This is a genomic window from Lysinibacillus sp. GW821-FHT14F06 (genome assembly GCF_058803665.1).
Genome location: NZ_JBXAPF010000048.1, coordinates 1 through 25,635 on the forward strand (window position 1 = coordinate 1; position 25,635 = coordinate 25,635).

Genomic DNA, 25,635 nt, shown 5'->3' on the forward strand with positions numbered 1-25,635 from the left:
GTAGCTCAGTTGGTAGTAGCACCTGACTGTTAATCAGGTTGTCGCAGGTTCGAGTCCTGCCTTCGGAGCCATTTTTTATTTGGGGAAGTACTCAAGAGGCTGAAGAGGCGCCCCTGCTAAGGGTGTAGGTCGGGTAACCGGCGCGAGGGTTCAAATCCCTCCTTCTCCGCCATTGGCCCGTTGGTCAAGTGGTTAAGACACCGCCCTTTCACGGCGGTAACACGGGTTCGAATCCCGTACGGGTCATACGAAAAAAGCAGTAGATGTAAAATACATCTACTGCTTTTTTCTGAGTTCTTCGTTTGTTATTGTCTTTTCGTGATATGTTAAAAATAGCGGATAACCCTCGTACTATTGCACCCAGACTAACACAATTTCTTTAAATGATTTCGCTTTTTATAGAAGGAATCTTGATAACAGAGCCTCCTGGACTCGCAAGCTTACTTATGGAAAGGCTTACGCTTTTCTAATTAATAATAATTATTCTTGATTAACGCCACTAAATACAGCTAATTCCATCCATTTAAAATAACAATCTACATGATTAAATCCTATTTCCTCCAACCAATTAAATTGAACATCCACTATATTATTCATTTTACCTAGACGGCTCTAGTATTCGATAGAACAGTAGATCCTTCATTATTATTATAGGATGCTATGTGGTCAATAAAAATTACATCATGTAGTTTTTCTATTTTAGGTGTAGTAGAAGCAACATGTTCAATATTTATGAAAATGCCTCTTGGTGCGAATAAATCAAAGATTTCTCTATATAATTTTTGTTTCTATTCGTTTGAAAGGTGGTGTATAGCATATCCAGTAATGTTTTCACTAAAATCTCCATTAATAATTTCGCATCTTGCAATTCTTGGATATTTATTCGTGCATTTTTAATCATTGGTTCTGAATTATTTTTCAATATAGTTATAGCTTCTTGATAAGATTAAAGTAATATTTCTGCTAAAGTATTTACATACCTTAATACTAAAGCTAGTAATAATTCTTAACAATAACCCATGCTATACCGTTTAGACAAATATTCCATGGTAAAACTCGATAATATTGGTATATCCTTTGGAATAACTCTCGCTTTCTTTTATAATAGAGTTGAATTGAATTAGTAGGAGGTTATAAATATGAAGAAAAAGCAAAATAAATGGATTGTGAGCGCGGCATCTACAGCATTGGTTGCAGCAGCTGTTGTTCCTACTGCAAGTGCAGCCTCCTTTACAGATATTGCAAAGAGTGACCATAAAGAAGGGATTTTGGCACTAGCAGATGCAAAGATAGTAGGTGGATATACTGATGGTACTTTCAGACCAAATGCTACCCTTACCCAAAGTAATGTTATTAAATTTTTAGGAAAATGGCTAGTATCAGAACACTACCAAGTTCCTGCAGATTACAATAAAAAAGTCCGCTTTACGGATATGCAGCCAGCAACTACAAAAGATAAAGAATTACTACAGTATGCAGCACTTATCTATGACAATGGCATAACTAAAGGTACTAACAACAAGTTATTGCCTTCTGCGAATATTACACGTGAACAAATGGCTTCTTACTTGGTAAATGCGATTGATACAGTTTACGATATTGATCTAATTGCGAAGTATAAAGAAGAAAACCATAAATCCGCTATTACAGATTTAAAAAATGCAGCAGTAGAGAACCGTGAAGCTATTACTGCTCTTGAGTATGCAAAGATTACTAATGTCAAAACATTTAATCCTAAAAGCACACTAACAAGAGGTCAATTTGCTTCCTTTTTACATCGTACTATGACCAATATTACTGAGATGGTAAAAGTACCTGAGGTGCCATTGCTTATCCAAACAGTGAAAGTAGTAGATGCGACTACATTACAGGTAACACTAACAGATGGGACAAGTCATAAGGTAACATTGGCAACGCCACTTATTGAGAATGTTGAAACAAAGGTGGATTTTAAAATTAATGATAAATCCTATTCAGCTGCAGTTACCTATGAAGTCAATGAGCTAAAGGTACAATCGGTGGAGGGAATCAATGGCTCTCAGATTAAAGTTGCTTTTAACCTGGCAATTGACCCACTTTCTGTATTAAAAACGGATGGTAAACTACAGGATAATATTGCAGCTTTCTCTAATGTGGATACATTAAGATCACTATCCATTGTGAAAGCAGAAATTAGTGCTGATAAAAAATCAATCATCTTTACAGTGAATGAACCATTAAAAGGTACACATCGTTATGTACTAAACAACATCAAATCAGAAAAAGGTCTATTACTTAAACAAGTAGATGCGAATTTTGTAATTGCTAGTGATACACAACCCCCAACTATTTTGGGAACAACGCAAGGAAACAACTCTTCAATCGTAAAAGTGCAGTTTTCTGAGCCAATGACAGCATTTCCAAATGAACGTATTCAATTCACGTTACCAAATGGAACAAGGGTTATGAATGTAGTAGGGAGCATTGAGCAAAATGCCACTGAAGCAACATTTGATTTATCAGCTGCAACTGTGAATGGTGGTTATTTAACACCTGGTGCAGCTATGCAAATTACATTTGTAGCGGCCACAGATCTGGCAGGAAATATCATTTCACCAAATCCAGCTACTGTCTCAGTGAAAAAAGGAGATAGAGATGGTATTCCGCCAGCACTATCTACTGTCACACAAACTGGACCAAATACATTCCAGTTGTTGTTCTCGGAGGAGATTCAACCGCTTTATGTATATGATTTATCCATTAAAAGTGGCCAGACTTCATTCACCATCAATAAAGTAGAGAAAGATCCTAAAAATGGTCGTTTAGTCAATGTAACGGTTGATCCAAGAAATGTACTTCAAGGAATTACTACAATTGGGACAGCTACTGGTCGTGTTATTACTGATTTATCAGGTGAAACAGCCACTTTCTCAACAGTGTATAATTTTATCAGAGATGATAGAGCCCCTGTCTTAACAAATTCTGAAATCATTTATGAAGATAGTGTAGAATATTTACAATTAACTTTTGATAAGCCAGTTCAGTTAGGAGCTTATGCGAAAGCAGCATTTACTGGTAGCTATATGAATAACCATATTTTATATGAGTTATCAAGAGGTCCTCAAAGTGATATTCATTTAGTAAAAGATCAACCTACAAAACTACGTGTTAAGATAGCAGGATTACTTGGCCCTTATGATGCAAAAGGAGCTCTTTACGATGGTAAGTTGACTTTATTTAACGTGACAAATTTATATGGTGTGCCGATCAATGAAGTACAAAATGTGAAGTTTTCACGTAACGGTGATTTGAATATTAATGGCAATAAGCTTGCATTATTGCCAATTAATCCGATTCAAACATCTGCAACAGATAATTCGATTAGAGATAATAATATTGTGTATCTAAATTTCAATTATCCTGTTGATCCAGCACTTGCTCAAAACCTTCAAAATTATAGTATTGATAATGCTCAGATTGAAAGTGCAATTGTAGAGGGCTCCAATTTAAATCGTATTAAGCTCACGTTGAAAAAGGATTCCAATAACTTTACTGGACTACGAAATATAACAATTAAAGGTTTAAGAGCGGCCAACTCTATGGAGTCATTCGATGAGGTGCGTACATTAATTACTCTTAAAGAAAATATTGCACCAAAGATTCAAACTATTAATGTTAGCAATTCACAAACATTAGAGCTTATTTTCAGTGAGCCAGTTATGAACAGTAGTGCTATGGATTTTGATATTCTTGTAAATGGTAATCCAGTAGTAGCAACTACAAACTATGCACAAGATAATAGAGTGCTTATTTCAATACCTCAGAGTGGGTTTGAATACGGTAGAAATGTGACGATTAATGCTTCAAATAGAAATACTATTACAGATTACAATGGAAATAAGTTAGATTTCACTTCACAAACAATTATAGTGCAAAAATAACGTGTGTTTTCTCTGGTAAGTACCTAAATTTTAAATACTAAAAAGCAGTAGATATCAAGTTTATCTACTGCTTTTTTTGTGATATTTATTAATGTGAGATAAACGGAGATTTATGTATAAACTGAGGATTGTCTAGATGTTTAATAATAAAGGCCGCTATATCCTGATTCGTAATTTTTGTGCCAGGCATATCTGTTAGGCCTACTTTTATAGACTTAGAAGTTGAACTATCTTTTACAAAGGGTAATCTCAAAAGTGTCCATTTAATATTTTTATTGTTTAATAAAATTTCCCACTCCAATTTTTTGTCTACCATCATCTTTGGAAAGAGAATTTCAAATAACTTTGCTCCAACACGGTTCAAAAGGCTCTTTTTGTCCCCGTCAATCGTTAAAGATCCACCTGAGACACCTATATAGCGGCTAATGTTCAAGTCTTTCATCACATCAAGAATATTTTTAGTTACCTTGCTATAGATTTGTTCCTCTTTCGCTGGCTGACCAAATGTATTTATAACAATATTACAGTCTTTGAAAAGCTCTCGAATATTATTTATATCCTCTATCTGCCCTTTCACAATGTCAATCTTATCATTTTGATACAATAATTTTTCGGGATTTCTAACAAGCATCCGAACATGATATCCTTGCTGTACAGCAAGCATTGCTAAATGCCTTCCAACTCTCCCTGTTCCCCCAATAATAGCTATTTTATAAGAGTTATCCATACTATCGCCCCCAATTTAAGTATAATAAGTTTACGTTCGAAATCCACATAAGTTTCCCAAAATTTTAAACTCTATAGTATCTTGGAATATATGTAAAAGGACAATACAAAAAAGCAAACGGTATAATCGTTTGCTTTTTTTATCAATGAATCTTAATATTAGTAATTTTAAATGCTCCATAATCATCTACGATAATGGTATAAGTTTTATAGCGATCATAGTACTCATAGTTTCCCTGAGCATCATAAAAGTCAAATGTTTCATTCATTTCAATATAATATTTGCCATTTGAAGATTTTACATCTAAAACTTCATTGTTTGTAAAATAAAAATAATGTCCATTGTTTGCTATGTCATTGACATAATTCTCAAGCTCTTTGTAAGCGCTACTGCCTTGAGCTAGCATATCCGCTATCCAGTAAAAATCACCATCATTTAGCGCCATTTCGTAGTACATTCTGAAGGACTGTATAAATTGGCCTGCTAAAAGAGCTTCTGTATTCGTGTCAGCTTCGATAGGGGACTGTTGGTTGTTAGCATACCCTTTACTGGCTATAGAACGGATCTCATTAGCAGAAAGTGGCTTGGTAATCCAGCTATCAAACTGTTCTAACATGCTATAGAGAGGAATAGAGAATGCAAAATTCGTGCTGGTATCAGTCGTATACAGAAGTGAATTAATACCAATGACATTACCTGTCGTCACATCTACTAAAGGACCTCCGCTACTACCTTTATCAATTTGAGCATCGACCTGATAAATTTGTTTATAAATAAAGTTTTCAAGCTCCATATCGCGTTTATTACCCGTAATGGAACCGATAGAAGCTGAATTTTCAAATCCCTGAGGACTACCAAAGGCGATAACCTCTAAGCCAACAGGAGATTCATTTTTTTCGATTTCAAGAGGTGGAACATTCTGATAGCTTGGGATATGTAATAATGCAATGTCATATCTATCCGATATACCTATAACAGTTCCAGGAGACTCCTGCCCCTTTGAATTACGAATTTTCACTTCAATCTCGCCCTGAACAACATGTGCGTTTGTAATAACATATCCGCCATTTTTATATAAAAAGCCTGAACCCTGCCCATTCGCTGTAAGTACAGTAAAGACCTTTTGTTGTACCTCTTTTATAAGTGTCACACGATCGACCTGCTGCACATAATTTACTAATTTTATCGACAAGTCAATTCGTTTCTATAGATATTATTGACAGATATTTCTCGTTAGGATGATTATTGGGAACAATGCTAGCTCATTTTATCAATTTCGCCTTGGCGTAATTGTATCTGCCGCTATGCTTTCGCTACAGGAAACATGCTGAATGAAAATAAAAAAGTGAGGTGTCAAAAATACCTATTGACCTTAACGCTGCGTAAAGGTTTACAGTAACATTAAATGGAGGTGAGAAAATGGAATATACAATTCAAGAGCTTGCGCAAATGTCAGGAGTGAGTACTAGAACACTTCGTTATTATGATGAAATTGGATTATTGAAGCCAGGCCGAACCAATGATGCAGGCTATCGATTTTATGGGCAGTTTGAGGTTGATATGCTTCAGCAAATTTTATTTTATAGAGCTTTGGATATGAAGCTGGCTACAATCCAACAAATTATTCAAGCATCTGATTTTCAGCCTAAAGAGGCACTTGAAACGCATCGTGCTGCTCTTCTTAAGCGTAAGGAGCAGCTTGAACAAATATTACAAACAGTGGAAAGAACTATACAATCAATTAAGGAGGAACGGCCAATGACAAATGAGGAGAAATTTATTGGATTTAAAGAGAAGTTAATCGAAGAGAATGAAAAGCAATATGGTCAAGAAATTCGTGCAAAATATGGTAATGATCAAGTGGACGCTTCAAATGCTAAGCTTATGAATATGACAGAGGAGCAATATCAGGCAATGCAGCAACTTGAACAGCAGCTATTTGATCGTATAAAAGAAGCGATGGAAATCGGAGATACAAACAATGATGTGGCAATGGAGGTAGCGGAGCTTCATAAGCGTTGGTTGTGCTTTGCGTGGTCACAATATTCCAAAGAGGCTCATGCAGGCATTGCTCAGATGTATATGGCGGATGAACGCTTTGCAGCTTATTATGATGAGCGCATTGCTGAAGGAGCAGCACAGTTTTTACATGATGCCATCCTTCATTATACAAAAAAATAAGTTGAAACCTCCTCATGCTTGCATGTTTTAGAAATAGTAATTTAGGAAAAAATGAGAGTATAAGGAGGAGATTTTTTTGAACCAACAAGTAATGGAAAAATTAAAAAAGCAATTAGAGCAGGAACTACAGGAGATAGAAAAGCAGCTTGAGGAATCGGAGCGACCACAGGCGACAGAGCTGTCTAATTATGATAATCATCCAGCTGACAATGCGAGTGATTTAACGGATCAACTAACGGAAATGGCTATTGATGAGCACCGAGGTGACAATGCTGAGGAAATAAAGCGGGCACTTCAAGCGATGGAAGAAGGAACATATGGTAAATGTGCTGTATGTGGAGAAGAGATTCCTATTGGTCGCTTGGAAGCAATGCCGAAAGCATTAACATGTGTTGAACATGCAGAACAAAAAGCTGACGAGTTAAGACCAGTAGAAGAAGACGTGTTGTCTGCTAATTCAAAATCGGATGATTTCCTAGAGCTTGAGGAATTTGGCTCTTCTGATACACCACAAGATAAAAGTTTGTAAGCATTTCAACTCTAAAACAGTATAATAGCTGTATGGGGTGAGAATATGGACATAATTGATTTACACTGTGATGCATTATGGAAATTAACAACGTTAGAAGATGTAAAATTTGAAGATGATGCACAATTGGCTACCAATCGAGGAAGATTACAATTAGGGCAAGTAAAGGCACAGGTATTTGCTATTTTCATCAATCCTAAAGTTCCACAAAACCAGCAATTTTTAGAAGTAGTGCGCCAAATTGAAGCCTTTCATACACATGTATTACAAACGGAGGGCATGGTACACATTACTGATTGGTCACAATTAGATACTTTAGCTCCACATGAAATTGGAGCTATTCTAAGCTTAGAGGGCTGTGGTTCAATTGGTGAGGATTTAGCAAAGCTTTCTGTAGTATTAGATGCAGGCATAAAGCTTGTTGGACTCACATGGAATGAAGAAAATGCCGTAGCCCATGGTGCTGAACAAGATGCAACCCTTGGTTTAAAGCAATTTGGAAAAGAAGTTATTAACTTACTAAATGAGCGGGATATTATTATTGATGTCTCTCATTTAAATGAACAGAGCTTCTGGGATGTGCTACCATTGGCGAAGCATATCATCGCTAGTCATAGTAATGCACGTGCCCTTTGTGACCATCCACGAAATTTAACGGATGCACAAGTAAAGGCACTAGTAGAGCATGGTGGACATATTCATCTGGTCTACTTTCCTACATTCATCGGTAAAAATGCTACAATGGATGATTTAGTAGCCCATGTCAAATATCTAGCCAATATAGTGGGAATAGAACATCTTGGACTAGGCTCTGACTTTGATGGGATAGATGCTACTATAAATGGATTAGCACACGCTGGAGAGGCACAAAATCTACTAGAGGCTTTAGGTGAACATTTTTCAATCGAGGAAGTTCGTGGTATTGCAAGTCAGAACTTTCGACGCTATGTAAAAAATGCAGCTACCCGTTAAGGTGCTGCATTTTCTTTTTTCAGAAGTTAATACTATTAAATGAAATAATGAATTAATAAACCGATTGCTAAGAGGAAGCCGAAGAATGTATTGGTTTGCGCTGTGAATTTCATGGCAGGCATTACTTCTTTAGCTTCTTTTTTATCGCGGAAAATTTGAATCGCACGAAGCGGTTTTGGCACACTTAAGAAAATGATTAAAGCCCAAAACGTAATACCGTCAATGGCTACTAGAGCGATTACCCATAGGTACGAGATAATAAAAAAGCCAGATAGTACAGAAATAGCACGATCACGACCTACTAAAATGGCAAGTGTTTTTCGTCCTCCCTCTGTATCGCCTACGATATCACGGATATTGTTGGATAGCATGATAGCACCTACTAAAATCATACTTGGTACTGATAGTAAAACAGCATCAAGTGTAACTGTAAGCGTTTGAATATAAAAGGCGATTAAGACAATCCCCATCCCCATTACAGCACCAGATATAATTTCTCCAAAAGGTGAATAGGCAATAGGATAAGGACCCCCTGTATATAAAAATCCAATAAGCATACAAACAAGGCCAACAGCAGCTAGCCACCAAGAGGTAGAGGCACATATGTAAATGCCAAGTAGCATTGCAATTGCATAAAAGCTTAATGCGATGATCATAATTGTTTTTGGCTGAACACCATGACGGACAATGGTTCCACCAATACCGACAGAATGCTCATTATCTAATCCTAGCTTGTAATCGTAATATTCATTGAACATATTCGTTGCTGCTTGTATAAGCATACTTGCAATGAGCATAGCAAAAAATAGTCCAAAATCAATTGTTTGTTTTTCAATTGCTAGAGCAATTGCTGTCCCTAAAAATACTGGAACGAATGAAGCGGTTAAAGTGTGTGGGCGTGTTAAGTGCCACCAAACTTTAAAACCCCTATCAGCTTCAATGACTTTGGTCATAAGGTCTTTCTCTCCTTCAAATGTTGTCGACTCTTCTTATTTTAAACGAAGATTGAGAAAATGGGTAGGTTCACAGCTTATTACATACAGTTCCATTGAAAAAAGTGATACAATAGAACATGCATTTATGAGCTGGAGATAATTTATGTATTTTATAGCAATCGTACGAAAAAAAGAATTGTCTTACATAGTACGACGATTTTTTGAACGAATCAAGTAAAGGCTAGGTAGACGTCATGAATGTTTTTGTGTGCAAAAAAAGAGGGTTAGAAGAAATGATGGACTCTGTCCCCCACTGCAAAACCTAAGCACAATCAAACATTACACACATTGTCTCTGATAAAAGATAGAGAAACAGTTACAATGCCAAATATGATTGTTGATGTACATTGCAACAACGGAGGTAATTTTCATGCAACAGAAGTGGTACCAAGCCACAGAAGTAGAAGTGGACTCTTTGGGCCAAAGCCTTCATTTTTATATGGAAACAATTGAGGTTAGTCGCTTATCTGCGCTAGCATTTTATGCAGCGGGCGAGGGGAATTATAAAGGTGAACGATTTTATTGGCAAAATAGAGAAAAAACGATGACATTAGTAGGGCTAGGACATGCTTATACAATTCAGAATAACGCCAAAAATGATCGCTATGATGCCGTAGAGGCAGAATGGAAAAGCTTAACGAAGAATTGTATAAAGGGGCAGAGCGAGTTACAGCCAATTTTGTTTGGTGGTTTTACATTTGATCCACAAAATAATGTAGATGGAGAATGGACCAACTTTCCAGAGGCTTATTTTGCACTTGCCACCTATCAGCTTGTTATTCGAGATGACAAAGCCTATGTCAGCATTCATCTCATTTCAAAAGAACAGCAGGCAGAGGATCAATTTGAAGCGTTACGTAAAGAGAGAGATCACTTAATTCATGCTGCTCAAGTAAAAGAAGTGAAAACGTATTCAAAGCCTGAAATAACAAATTATTATGAGCCCTATAAGGATCCGTATCTTGCATCCATTGACCAAGTGACAGCACTGATTAAGCAAAAAAAGGCAGATAAAGTTGTGATCGCGCGTTCCCTTGCATTGCAATTCAAAGAGCATGTTTCTTCACCTCAAGTACTGTCACAGATTATTCATGAACAGCCTGAGAGCTATTTATTTGGTTTAGAGCGTCAAGATTTATTGTTTTTTGGTGCGTCACCTGAACGACTAGTAAAGGTAGAAAATGGACGTGCCTTTTCATCGTGTATTGCTGGCTCCATCAAACGAGGAAAGACAGCAGAAGAAGATGAAGCCTATGGTCAAAGCCTATTGAATGACCCGAAAAATGGTGGCGAGCATCAATATGTGGTCGACATGATTGCGGACACATTCCGTAAAAATTGTGTTGATATGAGGATACCTGACAGTCCTCGCCTCCTAAAAATCAGAGATATACAACATCTTTATACACCTGTTGAAGGTCAGTTAAATAGTGATGCTACGATTTTACAGCTGACAAAATCCTTACATCCTACCCCTGCTCTAGGCGGTGTTCCAAGAACAGAGGCGATGGCAGCGATACGTAAGTATGAGCCTATGAATCGAGGCCTTTATGCTGCACCAATTGGTTGGGTAGATGCGGAGGGCAACGGGGAATTTGCAGTAGCCATACGTTCTGCTGCTTTACTGAAAGATAAAGCTTACTTATACGCTGGTGGCGGAATAGTTGCAGATTCAGAGCCACAATCTGAATATGAGGAAACATTAGTGAAATTCCGTCCGATGCTACGTGCGTTAGGAGGACATTTAAATGAATGAAAGGGAAATTTTAACAGATTACGTTTATCAAATGGTGGTAGCACTTGTACAAGCTGGTGTAGAGAATGTTGTAGTTAGTCCAGGTTCTCGCTCAACACCTTTAGCTTATGCCTTTGCTTCTACGAAACAGCTTCATATGTATCGCCAGGTAGATGAACGATCTGCTGCCTTTTTCGCACTGGGAATTGCAAAGGCTACAGCAAAACCTGTAGTACTATTATGTACATCTGGAACAGCTGCAGCAAACTATTTTCCTGCCATTGTGGAAGCAAGTTATGCTCGTGTACCACTAATTGTTATTACGGCAGATCGTCCACATGAATTACGAGAAGTGGGAGCACCACAAGCGATAAATCAGCCAAATTTATATGGTTCACATGTCAAATGGAGTGTCGATTTTCCATTAGCAGATAATGCTGCACCAACACTGCCATTTATTGAGCGTCATATTGCACGAGCCGTAGCCATTGCCACAAGTGCACCGTTCGGACCAGTGCATATTAATGTACCATTCCGGGAGCCCTTATTAATTGATTTCCGAGATGAGTTACCAGAAACAACATTTAAACAAAGTAGGATGGCTCAGTTAATGCCTTCTGAGGTGGCTCAGCAAGAATTATCTTCCATTTTACGAGCATCAGAACGAGGCTTTGTCATTATTGGGGAACTGCCACTTGGTACTGATTTAACAATTATGTGGAATTTTGTTCGCCAGCTAAAATGGCCAGTTATAGTCGAGAGCTTATCAAATATGCGTACTTCAGTACCAGAGGATTGTTTACCTTATATCATTACAACCTATGATGCCATTATGAAGAGTGATGAGTTTAAAGCGCTTGTTAAGCCGGATACAGTGCTTCGCTTCGGTGCACAGCCCGTTTCTAAATTCATCATGCAATTTATTACAAACTCACAACCAACAGCTTATATTGTAGTTGATGAAGATCCAATGTTCCGAGACGCTACTAGTGTTTCTACTCATTTTATTCATGCGGAGATTGGAGAATGGCTGACGAATTTAGAAATCTCTGATACTGCACTAGAGGCACAATATTTAGCTGAATGGCAGGATGCGAATGATATAGCGCTTGAATATATTGAACATTATTCCGAAGCAGCTGTGGATGAGGGAGCTATGGTAAGCCGATTATTAAGGTTTATTCCAAATGGTAGTGATATTTTTGTGAGCAGCAGCATGCCTGTGCGTGATATTGATACGTTTTTAATGGCTACACCGAAAGATCTACGTATCATTGCAAATCGTGGAACGAATGGTATTGACGGTGTCGTGTCAACAGCGATGGGATATAGTCAGGGGAATAACCGAGAAACCTATTTACTAATTGGTGATTTAGCTTTTTTACATGACATCAATGGACTTATTGCATCAAGGTATCAAGAATGTAACCTAACGATCATCGTTATGAACAATGATGGTGGCGGTATTTTCTCTTATTTACCACAATCCACTGTAGAAGCACATTATGAAGATTTATTTGGTACACCAACTTCTCTTGAATTTAATGATGTTGCTCAGATGTATGATGTAGACTATATTCGTGTAGAAGATATTTCGGAGCTTTCTGAGAAGTTTACAACAGTAAAAAAACGTCCATTGCGCTTGCTTGAAATTTTCACAGATAGAGAAGAAAATGTTTATGCGCATCGAGCACTTTGGAATCGCATTAATGCGGGGCTAAAAGCATGGCAAAGCTAATGATTCGAGGGCTTGAAACTCATGTAGAAATTTGGAATGAGAGAGCACAGCAAACGCTTGTTGCCTTGCATGGTTTTACAGGTAGTACGACTTCATGGCGAAATTTAGCGAAAGCTCTGCCACATAAACGAGTGATAGCGATTGATTGTATTGGACATGGTCAAACAGCAATACCCAAGGAAGCAAGTCGTTTCTCCATGGATGAACAAATCCAAGATTTAGAGGAAGTAATTAGCCAGCTACAGCTAGAGAAATTTACGCTGTTAGGCTATTCGATGGGAGGGAGAATTGCATTATCGTATGCAATCACCTACCCTGAGCGTATCGAAAGGCTTATTTTAGAAAGCGCCTCTCCAGGCTTACGAACTTCACAGGAGCGTTCTGAACGTTGTGCGAGAGATCACGCGCTAGCTGAAAAAATAATTCATAATGGTTTACAATCATTTGTGAATGCATGGGAGAACATTCCTTTGTTTGAATCCCAAAAATGTTTACCAGACAATGTACGACAAACGATTAGGACAGAACGACTTTCTCAGAAGGTGGAGGGCTTGGCAGGAAGTTTACTTGGCATTGGCACAGGTACCCAGCCATCAAATTGGATGTCATTAGCAGAGCTTGAGTTTCCTGTTCTTTTAGTAACGGGCTCACTAGATGAGAAGTTTTGTAAAATTGCACTAGAAATGAAAGCGTTATTAAAAAATGTTAAGCATACGACAGTAAATAACGCTGGACATGCAATTCATGTGGAAAATCCCGCTGAGTTTGCTACAATAATAGAGGAGTATTTAACGTAATCAATTTCGCTTTGGCGTAATTGTAGCTGCCGCTTCGCTTTCGCTACGGAAAACATTTGTAGCTGCCGCTTCGCTTTCGCTACGGAAAACATTTGTAGCTGCCGCTTCGCTTTCGCTACAGAAAACATTTGTAGCTGCCGCTTCGCTTTCGCTACAGAAAACATTTGTAGCTGCTGCTTTGCTTTTGCTACAGAGAACATTGGCTGAATGAAGATAGATTTACGTTAGTGCCTCGATAATGAACGAGGATTATATTTGATTAGGAGGCAATTCAATGACACGTCAATGGACTACTTTACATACTTATGAAGACATTAAGTATGAATTTTATAACGGTATCGCAAAAATCACGATTAACCGTCCAGAAGTACGCAATGCGTTCCGACCAAAAACGGTAATGGAAATGATTGATGCTTTTTCACGTGCACGTGATGACAAAAATGTTGGAGTTATCATTTTAACTGGTGAAGGTGAACATGCTTTCTGCTCAGGTGGAGATCAAAAGGTTCGCGGTCATGGCGGCTATGTTGGAGAAGATGAAATCCCACGTCTAAACGTTCTTGACTTACAACGTTTAATCCGTGTAATTCCAAAACCTGTAGTAGCGATGGTTGCAGGCTATGCAATCGGTGGAGGACATGTATTACATGTTGTATGTGACCTAACAATTGCTGCTGACAATGCTCGTTTTGGACAAACTGGACCAAAAGTTGGTTCATTTGATGCTGGTTATGGCTCAGGCTATCTTGCACGTATTATTGGTCATAAGAAGGCACGTGAAATTTGGTATTTATGCCGTCAATATGATGCACAGCAAGCACTTGATATGGGATTAGTGAACACAGTTGTTCCTTATGAGCAATTAGAGAACGAGACTGTACAATGGTGTGAGGAAATGCTACAAATGTCGCCGACTGCTCTACGCTTCTTAAAAGCAGCTATGAATGCAGATACAGACGGTTTAGCAGGTCTTCAACAAATGGCTGGCGATGCTACGCTTCTTTATTACACAACGGATGAAGCAAAAGAAGGCCGTGACGCATTTAAAGAGAAACGCCAACCAGATTTCGGTCAATTCCCAAGATTCCCTTGATTAAATGAAGTGTTGAAAAGCTCGTATCCGATTAGAGATACGAGCTTTTTCTATGTAGAATGGATGAAGTGGCGGATAGACTCAGCTAAATGATGGATAGAATGGACAAAGTGGTGGATTGGTCCCTCTAATTGAGGGATTTGCAGCCAAAATAGACGGATAGAATGAATAAACTCGTTCAAATAGACGGATGTTGCTAGAAAGCGATAAGATAAAGAGTGATAGGAGGGACAATAAAAATGTATCCAAATTGGATTTTACAACGAGCGTATTTAACACCATTACGTAACGCTTTAACATATCACGAACAAACATGGACGTTTCAGCAATTAAATGAATTATCTATTCAACGTGCTAGTCAACTTACAGCCCTTGGTATAAAGCAAGGAGACCGTATTGCGATAATGGGACCAAGCAAGCCAGCACTTGTCATTATGATCTATGCATGTATGCATTTACAGTGTGAAATGGTCATGCTAAATCGTAGGCTATCTCAAGCTGAAATAGCCTATCAGCTAGAGGATTCCGAGGCAGTGGTTGTATTAATTGCAGACGAAGATATTGAAAAATTACCATCATATGTACCTCATCTATTATTTTCTGCTATCGAAAAAGGTACAGAAGCCTCTATTGAGATTACAAAGGAATGGTCCTTACATCAAACAATATCTATTATGTACACATCTGGTACGACGGGTTTTCCAAAGGGCGTTCGTCAAACAGTTGGTAATCATCAAGCTAGTGCAACGTCTTCTGTCCTTAATATAGGTTTGCAAGCTGACGATGCTTGGTTATGTGCTGTACCGTTATTTCATATTAGTGGCTTTTCTATTTTAGTGCGCTCACTTTTATATGGCAATAAAGTTCATTTATATGATTATTTTGATGTAGAGGCTATTTCACAAAATATTATAGATGGTGATGTCACACATATGTCAGTGGTCGCTGTAACCTTGGAAAGAATTCTACATACACTTGAACAGCGAAAGGCCCAAGCCTCACCACAATTTAAACTGATGTTAGCAGGTGGTGGACCTGTACCAGTTGAATATTTAAAGAGAGCCCAAGCATTACATTTAGCAGTAGCTCAAACGTATGGTATGACAGAAACCTCATCACAAACCGCAACACTAGCAAGCGAGGATGCGATGTCTAAAATAGGTTCGGCAGGAAAGCCTTTATTTTTTAATCAAATTCGTATTGCAGAGCCAAATATCAATGGTGAAGGCGAAATTTGCATACGTGGCCCACATGTTACCCCAGGCTATATTGGTCGTTTTGCACAAAAAAGTGCAACAATTGATGGCTGGCTTTATACCGGAGATATTGGTTATTTGGATGACGAGGGTTACTTGTTTGTGATTGATCGTCGAGCAGATTTAATTATTTCTGGTGGTGAAAATATTTATCCTGCTGAAATCGAAAACGTACTTCTTACACATCCCGCGGTTAAGGAAGCGGGTGTCTGTGGTATCGAGGATGAGGAGTGGGGACAGGTTCCAATTGCCTTTGTTGTTTTAAAAGATCAAATACAGATAGATCAATTATTAGCATTTTGTCAAAAATTCCTTGCTAGATATAAAATACCAAAAAAAATTATCATTACAGATGAACTTCCTCGCAATGGTGCCAATAAGCTACTTCGTAGAAAATTAAAGCAATAACATAAATAAAGAAGCCTTCCATAGTGAGGGCTTCTTTTATTTGTGGTAAAAATCTTTTTATTTATATGCTTTTAGAATTAAATTAATTATTTATTAACATAATAAGGAATGTTAGGCATAAACTATTTAGTAAAGGAGAATGGCTCATATGAGAAAATATATATATAATGCTGTCATTATATTATTTGTTCTACAAATGAGTCATGTGCAAGTATTCGCAAACTATGAACATAAAAATACCGTATCAGCTAATTCAATAGAAACTCTACAAAATCTTATTCAATACGAAGTCATGCAGTTATCTACTAATTTTGATATTCGATATAGTGGTGATACATCAAGCATTAAAGATGAACTATCTGATCTTATCAAACAGGCAATTCAAGATCCATATATATATGCCAATATTTCTAGTTTTAAATGGAAGTATGATGGCTACGCCAATAATATTGTTATTAGCTTTGAGTTTACGTATCATATTACACCCGCAGAAGAAGCGTTTGTTGAACAGACTCTGAAAAATATTATTGCGCCAATGTATGGATTAACTGAGTTGCAGAAGTTACAGGCTGCACATGATTTTATTGTTTTATCCGCCGAGTATTCCAAAGAAACGAACGGAAGTCAATATTCTCCCTATACATTATTAGCGGAAAATAAGGGAGTATGTCAGGCCTATGCACTAGTGCTTTATCGGATGTTAGAGATGCTAGGCTTTGAGGTGCAATATGTACCAGGAAAAGTAGGGGAACAGCTACATGCTTGGGTCTTAGTGAAGCTTGAAAATGACTGGTATCATATCGATGTGACATGGGATGATCCATTACCTGATCGTAAAGGAGAGGTACGTTATCAATATTTTTTAGTTTCTGATCGCCAGCTAGCGCAAGATCACTCGTGGGATAATGCTAGTTTTCCAGCAGCAAAAAGTGAAACTTATGTTGATTTACAACGCACTAGTAAGGTGGAGGAACTACCAAAACAAGCACTAAATAATGATTTCTCTTTTAATAAGGGAAAGGCTATAATCGATAATAATCAATATCTTTTTAAAAGCGTGATAGTAAAACCCATGCAATTAAAAATGCCCCATAAAAATAAGGAAACAGATCAGGTACTTCAAGCCGAATGGCAATCCATTATTTTAGAAGGAAGCTCCATGCAGATGAAGGATTGGCAAAAGAAAAACTATGAAGCTGTTAACACGGAGAGCTTGCTAGCAAGTATTTATAGAACAGAAAAACGAATGCCACAAGAAAAATACGTCATACTAAAGGAGGTACCCCATCTGATTTTCGGGGCACCTCCTTACTCATTTATTTTTCTGTACTTAGAGCTTTTTCTAATGTTTGTATATTTTTATTCATCAGTGTAAAGTAAGTTTCTTTATTTTTAACATCATCTGCTGTTAAAACACTTAGATTATGCAAGGTAAGGGATTCTGCTCCCACTTCTTTTTGGATAACCTCGGCTAATTTAGAGGAAACGTTTTGCTCAAATAAAATGTAATGAATGTGTAGGTCATTTGCTTTATCGACAATCGCTGTAAGCTCTTTTTGAGATGGTTCATTTTGTGAATTCAAACCGGCAATTGGCATTTGGGTTAAGCCGTATTGACCTGCAATATAGCCAAAGGCAGCGTGGGAGACGAAGAAAGTCTTTTCAGGGGCCTTATCCGCCATCGCTTTAAAGGATTGATCTAATTCCTGCAGCTCCTTCACTAATGCTTCATAATTAGCTGTAAATGTAGCTTCCTGTTCTGGCATTTTTTCAATTAAAGTATCCTTAATTGAAAGTGCTAAATCCTGACTGATAATAGGGGATAACCAAACATGAGGATCTATATTTCCGTGATCGTGATCGTCATGTCCATGCTCATCCTCAGAATGACTGTGCTCTTCTTCCGTTGCTGCATGATCATGCTCTTCTTCTTCATCAGCATGTGTGTGACCAGTGCTACTCGCTAATTTTTCATCTGATACATGATCGGCCGTTGCAATCATAGCTACATCTTCTTTAGCTAGCGTTTTTTTGGCATTTTCAACAAAGCCCTCTAATCCTAAACCAATATAGAAAAATATATCAGCATCTGCTAGCTTCATCATATCTTTTTGGGTTGGCTCAAATGTGTGCTCATTGGCACCAGCTGGATAGATAGAAGATACCTCAACAAAATCGCCACCAATTCGTTCAGCAAAATAACTTAAAGGATAAACCGTTGTGTAAATAGTCATTTTCTCTTTACCCTCTGATTGTTTGGAGGATGTAGTTGATGATTTATCCCCGCAGGCAGCAGTGAATAAAGCAAGAGCTGTAACTAAAAACAATAAAAATGCTTTTTTCATATTATTATATACCTCTTTCAAATAGTAATGATTACGATTTGTTTTTTAGAACATTTATTATCATAACGCACATCTGAAAAAAGTACAAGAAAAAATGACCTGCGAAAATTAACTCTTTTTCGAAGGCCATTTTTCAGGTACTGGATCAAAGCCCCCAGGATGGAATGGATGGCATTTTGATACACGTGTAATTGTTAAAAAGAATCCTTTGATGGCACCATGTTTTTGAAAGGCTTCAAGCCCATATGAGGAGCATGTGGGGTAAAAGCGACAGGATGGCGGCGTCATTGGTGAAATGAATTTTCTATAAAACTTTATGAGCCATATAAAGGGATATTTCATTGTTGCTGATCCTTTTGTTGCACATTGACTTGCTCAGGCTTAGCATCAATTGTTTGTGTTAAAAAGCTTCCTTTTTTCTTTAAAAGGACAATGACCGAAACGCCGAACATAAGCATCATCATTGCAATCATAATAATTATTGGTAATGGTACCCCCATAGTGTTCACTCCAAATTCTATTTAATAATTTTAGTATAAAAGAATTGTATTGAAAAATGTACTAATTGAATTTATCCTCATTTTGTTGAAAGCTTTGTTGCGGCTTTTCATCGATTGTATGTTTAAAGGCATATGCACGGTTAACACTGATAATTGTAGCAGCCGTTATTATTATGACTATGATTACGGCAACAACTAAGAGCGTAATTAAACTCATGGCATTCACTCCATTTCCTATTCATCATTTTCTATTATAAAGTAGATACTCTTTTAAATTGTGAAGGAAGTTTGACATTCCAGCGAATAAAACAGCACTTTTATCACCATACTATGGTAAAAGGAGTGTTTTATAGAGATGGATCGCCAGCGAGTATATTTTTCACTAGCCGATAAAACGTATTATACAAACCCGCAAGCAGGACCGTGGAATTTTGAGCTTAATATAGATCGACAAGCATTGGATGTTTTTGAAAGAATCTTTCAACAAATGCAATTGCTTGAAATTTCAAATGCGTGGCGTGCACAATTACCTTATTTGCAATATCACCTAGATCGAGAAAATGATGAAATAGATTTACGATTAATGAAAATTTATGCGCTTATTCATGAATATGGGGATGAGGACACGAAGGCTTTTGTGGAACAGCTTCCTTACTTCAATAAACGTGTATAAAAGGAGAGGGTCACTTGAATTAGGTGACCCTCCTTTACTTAACATATAGCTTTTAGAATAGTAAAAACAGCTTCTCTTGGTACAACAACAGGGATTGTAAGCTTGTCTTTTAGTGTATTTTTCATGGCAGTTGAGTAGCCCATGCAATCTAGGATAAGTAATTCAGCTCCATGTAATTGCAATTCTTTAGCCTTTAATAATAAATCCTGTTCATTAAAACGATAGGGGGAGCTAGCGGCAAAGGTCACATTGAATTGAGCATTCTGCCATTTTTCTGCGACAGTCATTTGCTGCTCAGGCTCTGGTCCGATTAAACCAAGCGTTAAATCAGCATTCATCCCTTTGACTAAATAGGTCATCATACGATCAGGTAGTAATAAATTTTTACCACTTAAGGAGTTTGTGAAATCACCTGTGCACATGAGTAAAATCCAAGTAAAATCCTGAAGCTCAACAATTCGTTTTTGGATAAAAGGCATCAGCTTCCTTTTACTAAGTTTTACCTGTTCCCCTGTAGCAAGTAGAGTAACTAGAACATCTGAATCCTCTCTAGCAGGGGCAAGTGCTGCTATTTCTGAGGAAGTCAGCAAATCGAGGACACCGAATTCCGTTACATGTAAGCCGGCATTTATTAATTGTTGAATATCAGTAGCCATATCCTTGCGAGGTGCTTGACCAATTGTTACAATTGCGATTTTTGACTTCGCCAATTACCTTCACTCCGCTTCGTAATATTTTTTACCATTGACATAGGTTTGTAGTGCTTTTGCTTCTGTTTCAAAAATTGGATGAGACCATACTACAAAATCTGCATCTTTGCCTACCTCTAATGAGCCAATTCGATGATCGAGCTGTACAAGCTTAGCTGCATGAATGGTGATACTTTTTAAAGCTGTTTCTTCATCTAATCCATAGCGAATAGCTTCAGAGGCACAATATTTCAAATATTGAATTGGTACAAATGGATGATCTGTCATAATAGCAAATGGAATAGTATGCTCTTTAAAAATTTTGGCGATTGCTGGTGTTGAATTGCGAGTTTCATATTTAGATGGTGTAAGCATATAGGGACCTACTGTTGCATTAAATCCACTAGCCTTTACAGCATCAACAATCATATGTCCCTCTGTACAATGTTCTAGATGTAGCTGAACATTAAATTCCTTTGCAATACGAATTGCTGTCATAATATCATCTGCTCGGTGACAGTGAAGGCGTAGTGGCATTTCTCCTCGTAGCACCTCGATAAAAGGTCGCAGCTCTAAATTATGCTTTACATGCTCCGATTTTTCTTCTTCACTTAAATAAGTGGCACGTTGAAAACCATCACGTAGCAATTGAGCAATGGCCATACGCGTCATAGGCTTACGCTTATACTGATTACCAAAAACGTTTTTAGGATTTTCACCTAATGCACCCTTTAAACCACTGCGCTCAACAAGCACCCTTGAAGCAAGTGTTGGCCCTGCGGTTTTTAAAATACTCCAAATACCACCGATAACATTGGCACTGCCTGGACCTGTTTGAACAGTCGTGACGCCACCCTCTAAGGCATGCTGAAACGAGAAGTGTCGAATATCCACGCTATCTAAAGCATGCATTAGAGGAGTGAAGGGTTCACTATATTCATTGGCATCGTTAATATCCTCCGTTACCTCTGCCCATGTACCGACATGTGCATGAATGTCGATTAATCCTGGTGTAACAAATGCACCATGTAAATCTATTTTTTCAGCATTGACAGGGGTTTCTTTGGCTGGTCCTGTATACACAATACGACCATCATCTATCCATAGCTGTTCAAAAGTATCATTCTGTTCATTGACGGCTACAAATTTTGCATTATGAAAAATGATCATATTGTTATATCCTCTTCCCATGAGTATTCTTTCTTTCCTTTAATAAAAGTAGCGACCACTTTTGCATCTAAATCTAGTGGATGCTTATTCCAAACAACAAAGTCAGCTGATAGTCCAGCTTTAATGGAACCTGTTAGATGCTCTATTCCAAGTAAAGTTGCCGCACCTGTCGTTAATGCATATAGAGCATCCTGACGAGGCAATTTCTCTCGAACTGCTAAACATGCTTCTAATGCTAGATGAGTTGCGCTGCTTACGGGGTGGTCTGTACAAAAGACAAATGGAATTTCACGAGCAGCCAATTGTGAATATAGCTTTGGTGAAAGTGCCATCATTTCATTATGCTCAATATAACGGAAGGTAGGACCTGCGATCACCGTATTAAAACATGCTCCCTCAAGCAGTGGAATTTCAGTACCGTGAATTATATGAAATTCAAAGGGGAACTCTTGCTGAAGGCGGGTAATTAATTCAATATCGACAGCTTTATGTGCTCGTACTAAAATTTTGCGAATCAGAGGCTCTTGTTCTTGAATTTGTTGGAGTGTTTCTCTCATAATTTTGGCAATGCCCATGCGTGTAAGTGGTTTTTTCTGCGCAGCAAAAAATGTACTTTTGGCATTTTGACCGATTGAAAAGGAATAGCCAAAATCTTTTTTAATCACCATTTCATCAACAGTTGAAGGTGTATGGTGTATGATAGCCGTTTTTGCACCAACTAAGCTTTTAGGAGAGGGGACAATGTGAGATGCAGTTATCCCGTGTGAAAGTGCATTTTTAAATGCTGTATCAAAGGGATAGATGCCATCAATGACCGAATATTGTAAATGTGATTCAAACTCAAAGCTATCATCACCTTCCCAGCGTATGCCAATTTCAGCTAATCCGATTTGTGAGCAGCTATCGATAAAACCTGGTGTAATGTAATAACCATGAAGATCGATTTCCGTTTCAGTCGAATTCAATTGTGTGAAATATTGTCCAAGTACTTCAAAATTATTATTTTCAAAACTACGAGTCTCAGAATTGAAAACAAGACCATTCATATAACGAGTCATCGTCTACGCTCCCTTTCCTATGAATAGAAAAGCGGAGACTAATCATCTCCACTTTTCATGTTAAATTATTTTGTAATTGAAACGTTCGTCCCGTTAGGGTGTACGATTTGCACTGAGTTATCTGCAGAAACCTCAAAGCCGTTTACCTTCTTATTCACGCCAGCTACCGTTTGTGTAGCCTCTAATTCTATACGAGGAACATCAGCTAAAATTAGTTTCAAAGCTTCTTGATATAATTTTGCACGTTCTTCTTGGACAACCGTTTCTGATACCGCACGTTCTAATAATTTATCAACCTCTGGATTGCTATATCCTTTCCCATTACCTAAAGCGCCAATTTGATTTGTGTGGAACAATTGGTATAGGAAGAAGTATGGATCTGGATACCATGTCCAGCCACCAATATTCATAGATGCTTTCCCTTTAGCAACTGTATCACTGTAAGTTCCCCACTCAAGAACCTTGATATCTACATCAATGTTTAAGTTTTTCTTTAATTGGCTTTGGAAAATAGTTGCGTAAGGAACACGTGCCTCAGATACAAAAATTTCTGTTTTAAAGCCATCTGGATATCCAGCTTCAGCTAATAATTTTTTAGCTTCTTCAGGATTGTACTTTGGTACTAAGTCAATCAAACCTTTATCGTAGCCCCATGAACCTGGAGGTAGAGGTAAATAAGAAACGTCGCCACCACCCCATTGGTTAACACCAGTGATAATTTCTTCTACATTTGTTGCCTTGTAGATAGCTTCACGTACTCGCTTATCCGCTGTTGGACCTACCTTGTTATTAAGGTCGAGATAGACAATCGATAAGCCAGGATTTGTTAAAAGCTCAAAATTACTGTCTTGGTTAATAATTTCACGGTTTTGACCTTTTACATCCATTGCGATATCGATATCACCTGAACGTAATGCATTTGTCATCATGTTTTGATCAGAAATAAATTTCATTGTTAAATTATCAAGATGTGGCTTTTCACCCCAATAACCTTCATTGCGTACTAGCTTTACTTCTTGGTCTTTTTTCCATTCAGTTAATTGGAATGGACCTGTTCCGATGAAATGCTCAGAGAAATTGTCTCCCCAGCCTTCAACCTCTTCTTTTGGAATTATGATATTGCCTGCATCTGTTAACATAGCAAGTAATGCTGCATTTGGAGATGCTAAATGAATCTCAACCTCATAATCAGAAATTACTTTTACCTCAGTTACACCACTTAGACGATTCATAGCAGATTCTTTTGCAGAACGCTCTAACGAATACTTTACGTCCTCCGCAGTCATATCACGACCGTCTTGATATTTCCCTTTTTGGAACTTTACTCCCTCACGTAACTTGAATGTATAAACTAACATATCATCTGATACTTTCCATTCCGTAGCTAAGGAAGGAATGATATCTGATAAATCCTTGTTATAAACAACTAAAGTGTCACCCATTTGACGCATTACCTGTGATTCGTAAACCCCAGTGTATTTAATGGGATCAAAAGTTTTGGAATTTGCTGAAAGACCAATATTTAATGTTCCACCTGATGTAGCTTCGCCTTCTTTTTCTTCTGATGTACTCTTCTTATCAGAGTTACCACCACAGGCTGCTAAAATCCCAATCATTAAAGTTAAAAACAGTAGTAGTACAGATTTTTTTACGTTTATTTTCTTCATACATGCTAGCCTCCTTATATTTTGTTTCACAATATGAACCGTTGATTCAAAAATGGTAGGTTCGAAATAAAAGTAGCACATTTGTAAACAGAAAGTAAATAAAAAATTATAAAGATTCAGAAAAAAATATATTTACAAATAATTATCACTGGGTGTAGTATTTAGTTATTCACAATATGAACCACTGATTCTAATAATGAAAAGGAGGTCTTGAAAAATGGGCTCATTTATTTTAAAAAGGTTAATAAACCTTATCCCGACACTGCTAGTAGTTGGAATCATTGTATTTATTATTACGAGAATGATTCCAGGTGATCCGGCATCTGTTATGTTAGGTCCTCAAGCAAGTGTGGAAGATGTAGAAAACTTAAGGGAAGAGTTAGGGTTAAATAAATCGATTCCATCGCAATTTATATCCTATGTAGCGGACCTAGCGCAGCTTAATCTGGGTTATTCATATTCTTATAGTGAATCTGTCATTGGGCTCATTATAGAAAGATTTCCGAATACAGTGATATTAGCTCTAGCAGCGCTACTGATCGCAGTAGTCATTGGGATTCCCGCAGGAATTTTAGCAGCAAGAAAGCAAAATACAATGGTAGATTATGTGGTAATGCTCATATCCTTAGTGGGTGTCTCTATGCCAATCTTTTGGCTTGGGATCATGCTAGTGTTATTCTTTAGCGTCAATCTCGGCTGGCTACCTGCTACGGGGATGGGAAATTTAGATGATGGACTTTGGACATATATAAAGCATTTAATTTTACCAGCATTAGCTTTAGCTACTATACCGATGGCGACATTTGCTCGTATTACACGATCGAGTATGCTGGAGGTTATTTCACAGGACTATATTAAAACTGCACGTTCAAAAGGCATTAAAGAATATTTAGTTATCGGAAAACATGCGTTTAAAAATGCACTAACACCTATTTTAACTGTACTAGGCATGCAAATTTCTAATTTACTTGGTGGTGCTGTATTAACTGAAACGATTTTCAGTTGGCCAGGAATGGGGCGGCTTATTGTAGATGCAATTGATAAACGTGACTTTGTCGTTGTACAGGGAACAGTCATTTTTATCGCCTTTATCTTTGTTCTTATTAACTTAATCGTGGATGTTTTATATAAAGTGGTAAATCCAAAAGTAAATCTTGAATCGGATGGGGGGAAAAAGTAACG

General features: G+C 37.6%; 24 protein-coding genes and 2 tRNA genes. 14 read left to right on the forward strand and 12 right to left on the reverse strand.

Annotation, left to right across the window (positions count from 1 at the left end; all coding sequences use genetic code 11):
• Positions 1-81 precede the first annotated feature (81 nt).
• The 3 genes from AC1RNS_RS24850 to AC1RNS_RS24860 all read left to right on the forward strand — a co-directional run bounded on the left by AC1RNS_RS24850 (position 82) and on the right by AC1RNS_RS24860 (position 3,920).
• Positions 82-172, forward strand: a tRNA-Ser gene (locus AC1RNS_RS24850).
• Between the two features lie 2 nt (positions 173-174).
• Positions 175-246: transfer RNA gene (locus AC1RNS_RS24855), tRNA-Glu, on the forward strand.
• A gap of 893 nt (positions 247-1,139) precedes the next feature.
• Entirely contained in the window at positions 1,140-3,920 is a 2,781-nt protein-coding gene (locus AC1RNS_RS24860; RefSeq protein WP_492996514.1) for an S-layer homology domain-containing protein, read from the forward strand.
• An 88-nt stretch (positions 3,921-4,008) separates the two neighbouring features.
• On the opposite strand, the gene AC1RNS_RS24865 is transcribed toward AC1RNS_RS24860, so the two are convergent.
• Both AC1RNS_RS24865 and AC1RNS_RS24870 read right to left on the reverse strand, forming a co-directional pair.
• Positions 4,009-4,647: an NAD(P)-dependent oxidoreductase gene (locus AC1RNS_RS24865; RefSeq protein ID WP_492996515.1), complete on the reverse strand. Its 639-nt coding sequence runs from the start codon at positions 4,645-4,647 to the stop codon at positions 4,009-4,011.
• 142 nt (positions 4,648-4,789) lie between these two features.
• Positions 4,790-5,797 carry a S1C family serine protease gene (locus AC1RNS_RS24870; RefSeq protein ID WP_492996516.1) on the reverse strand — a complete coding sequence of 336 codons (1,008 nt, stop codon included), beginning with the start codon at positions 5,795-5,797 and terminating at the stop codon, positions 4,790-4,792.
• Positions 5,798-6,066: 269 nt separating this feature from the next.
• Between AC1RNS_RS24870 and AC1RNS_RS24875 the strand changes: the two genes are divergently transcribed.
• From AC1RNS_RS24875 to AC1RNS_RS24885, 3 genes are all read left to right on the forward strand, one after another.
• On the forward strand, positions 6,067-6,828 hold the full coding sequence (locus AC1RNS_RS24875; protein WP_492996517.1) for a MerR family transcriptional regulator: 762 nt from the start codon (positions 6,067-6,069) through the stop codon (positions 6,826-6,828).
• A gap of 76 nt (positions 6,829-6,904) precedes the next feature.
• On the forward strand, positions 6,905-7,357 hold the full coding sequence (locus tag AC1RNS_RS24880) for a TraR/DksA C4-type zinc finger protein (RefSeq protein ID WP_492996518.1): 453 nt from the start codon (positions 6,905-6,907) through the stop codon (positions 7,355-7,357).
• A 45-nt stretch (positions 7,358-7,402) separates the two neighbouring features.
• Positions 7,403-8,329 (forward strand): dipeptidase, encoded by a 927-nt coding sequence (locus tag AC1RNS_RS24885; protein WP_492996519.1) that lies wholly within the window; start codon positions 7,403-7,405, stop codon positions 8,327-8,329.
• Positions 8,330-8,364: 35 nt separating this feature from the next.
• Here the strand turns inward: AC1RNS_RS24885 and AC1RNS_RS24890 are convergent, their stop codons facing one another.
• Positions 8,365-9,282, reverse strand: a complete 918-nt coding sequence (locus AC1RNS_RS24890; RefSeq protein WP_492996520.1) for a 1,4-dihydroxy-2-naphthoate polyprenyltransferase — start codon at positions 9,280-9,282, stop codon at positions 8,365-8,367.
• Between the two features lie 412 nt (positions 9,283-9,694).
• Here AC1RNS_RS24890 and AC1RNS_RS24895 point away from each other — a divergent pair, with 412 nt between their 5' ends.
• The 3 genes from AC1RNS_RS24895 to menH are packed head-to-tail and all read left to right on the forward strand — an operon-like array spanning position 9,695 to position 13,594.
• Positions 9,695-11,080 (forward strand): isochorismate synthase, encoded by a 1,386-nt coding sequence (locus tag AC1RNS_RS24895; RefSeq protein ID WP_492996521.1) that lies wholly within the window; start codon positions 9,695-9,697, stop codon positions 11,078-11,080.
• Positions 11,073-12,797 carry a 2-succinyl-5-enolpyruvyl-6-hydroxy-3-cyclohexene-1-carboxylic-acid synthase gene (gene menD / locus AC1RNS_RS24900; RefSeq protein WP_492996522.1) on the forward strand — a complete coding sequence of 575 codons (1,725 nt, stop codon included), beginning with the start codon at positions 11,073-11,075 and terminating at the stop codon, positions 12,795-12,797. The genes AC1RNS_RS24895 and menD overlap by 8 nt, the downstream gene beginning before the upstream one ends.
• Entirely contained in the window at positions 12,785-13,594 is an 810-nt protein-coding gene (gene menH, locus AC1RNS_RS24905; RefSeq protein WP_492996523.1) for a 2-succinyl-6-hydroxy-2,4-cyclohexadiene-1-carboxylate synthase, read from the forward strand. The genes menD and menH overlap by 13 nt, the downstream gene beginning before the upstream one ends.
• Here the strand turns inward: menH and AC1RNS_RS24910 are convergent.
• On the reverse strand, positions 13,540-13,758 hold the full coding sequence (locus AC1RNS_RS24910) for a hypothetical protein (RefSeq protein WP_492996524.1): 219 nt from the start codon (positions 13,756-13,758) through the stop codon (positions 13,540-13,542). The two genes, menH and AC1RNS_RS24910, sit on opposite strands and share 55 nt — an antisense overlap.
• A 110-nt stretch (positions 13,759-13,868) precedes the next feature.
• Here AC1RNS_RS24910 and menB point away from each other — a divergent pair, with 110 nt between their 5' ends.
• The 3 genes from menB (at position 13,869) to AC1RNS_RS24925 (ending at position 17,726) form a co-directional block, all read left to right on the forward strand.
• The gene (gene menB, locus AC1RNS_RS24915) at positions 13,869-14,687 is read left to right on the forward strand and encodes a 1,4-dihydroxy-2-naphthoyl-CoA synthase (protein WP_492996525.1); all 819 of its coding nucleotides are present in this window, start codon (positions 13,869-13,871) and stop codon (positions 14,685-14,687) included.
• 239 nt (positions 14,688-14,926) lie between these two features.
• Positions 14,927-16,351, forward strand: coding sequence for an o-succinylbenzoate--CoA ligase (locus AC1RNS_RS24920; protein ID WP_492996526.1), 1,425 nt, complete (start codon positions 14,927-14,929; stop codon positions 16,349-16,351).
• A gap of 148 nt (positions 16,352-16,499) precedes the next feature.
• Complete coding sequence (locus AC1RNS_RS24925) at positions 16,500-17,726, forward strand: transglutaminase domain-containing protein (RefSeq protein WP_492996527.1); 1,227 nt, start codon at positions 16,500-16,502, stop codon at positions 17,724-17,726.
• Here AC1RNS_RS24925 and AC1RNS_RS24930 read toward each other — a convergent pair.
• The 4 genes from AC1RNS_RS24930 to ytzI form a co-directional block, all read right to left on the reverse strand.
• Positions 17,668-18,696: a metal ABC transporter solute-binding protein, Zn/Mn family gene (locus tag AC1RNS_RS24930; RefSeq protein WP_492996528.1), complete on the reverse strand. Its 1,029-nt coding sequence runs from the start codon at positions 18,694-18,696 to the stop codon at positions 17,668-17,670. The genes AC1RNS_RS24925 and AC1RNS_RS24930 overlap by 59 nt on opposite strands.
• A 108-nt stretch (positions 18,697-18,804) precedes the next feature.
• Positions 18,805-19,038, reverse strand: a complete 234-nt coding sequence (gene yidD / locus AC1RNS_RS24935; protein ID WP_492996529.1) for a membrane protein insertion efficiency factor YidD — start codon at positions 19,036-19,038, stop codon at positions 18,805-18,807.
• Positions 19,035-19,196, reverse strand: a complete 162-nt coding sequence (locus tag AC1RNS_RS24940) for a hypothetical protein (RefSeq protein ID WP_427547896.1) — start codon at positions 19,194-19,196, stop codon at positions 19,035-19,037. The genes yidD and AC1RNS_RS24940 overlap by 4 nt, the downstream gene beginning before the upstream one ends.
• A 61-nt stretch (positions 19,197-19,257) precedes the next feature.
• Complete coding sequence (ytzI, locus tag AC1RNS_RS24945; RefSeq protein ID WP_492996530.1) at positions 19,258-19,413, reverse strand: YtzI protein; 156 nt, start codon at positions 19,411-19,413, stop codon at positions 19,258-19,260.
• A gap of 138 nt (positions 19,414-19,551) precedes the next feature.
• Here ytzI and AC1RNS_RS24950 point away from each other — a divergent pair, with 138 nt between their 5' ends.
• On the forward strand, positions 19,552-19,869 hold the full coding sequence (locus tag AC1RNS_RS24950) for a transposase (RefSeq protein ID WP_427547900.1): 318 nt from the start codon (positions 19,552-19,554) through the stop codon (positions 19,867-19,869).
• Positions 19,870-19,907: 38 nt separating this feature from the next.
• On the opposite strand, the gene AC1RNS_RS24955 is transcribed toward AC1RNS_RS24950, so the two are convergent.
• The 4 genes from AC1RNS_RS24955 to AC1RNS_RS24970 all read right to left on the reverse strand — a co-directional run bounded on the left by AC1RNS_RS24955 (position 19,908) and on the right by AC1RNS_RS24970 (position 24,453).
• Positions 19,908-20,579, reverse strand: coding sequence for an AroM family protein (locus AC1RNS_RS24955; protein ID WP_492996531.1), 672 nt, complete (start codon positions 20,577-20,579; stop codon positions 19,908-19,910).
• Between the two features lie 6 nt (positions 20,580-20,585).
• Complete coding sequence (locus tag AC1RNS_RS24960; RefSeq protein ID WP_492996532.1) at positions 20,586-21,728, reverse strand: amidohydrolase; 1,143 nt, start codon at positions 21,726-21,728, stop codon at positions 20,586-20,588.
• The gene (locus AC1RNS_RS24965) at positions 21,725-22,786 is read right to left on the reverse strand and encodes an amidohydrolase family protein (protein ID WP_492996533.1); all 1,062 of its coding nucleotides are present in this window, start codon (positions 22,784-22,786) and stop codon (positions 21,725-21,727) included. Before AC1RNS_RS24965 ends, AC1RNS_RS24960 begins: the two co-directional genes overlap by 4 nt.
• A gap of 65 nt (positions 22,787-22,851) precedes the next feature.
• The gene (locus tag AC1RNS_RS24970; protein WP_492996534.1) at positions 22,852-24,453 is read right to left on the reverse strand and encodes an ABC transporter substrate-binding protein; all 1,602 of its coding nucleotides are present in this window, start codon (positions 24,451-24,453) and stop codon (positions 22,852-22,854) included.
• Between the two features lie 217 nt (positions 24,454-24,670).
• Between AC1RNS_RS24970 and AC1RNS_RS24975 the strand changes: the two genes are divergently transcribed.
• The gene (locus AC1RNS_RS24975) at positions 24,671-25,633 is read left to right on the forward strand and encodes an ABC transporter permease (RefSeq protein ID WP_492996535.1); all 963 of its coding nucleotides are present in this window, start codon (positions 24,671-24,673) and stop codon (positions 25,631-25,633) included.
• The last annotated feature ends 2 nt before the right edge of the window (positions 25,634-25,635 follow it).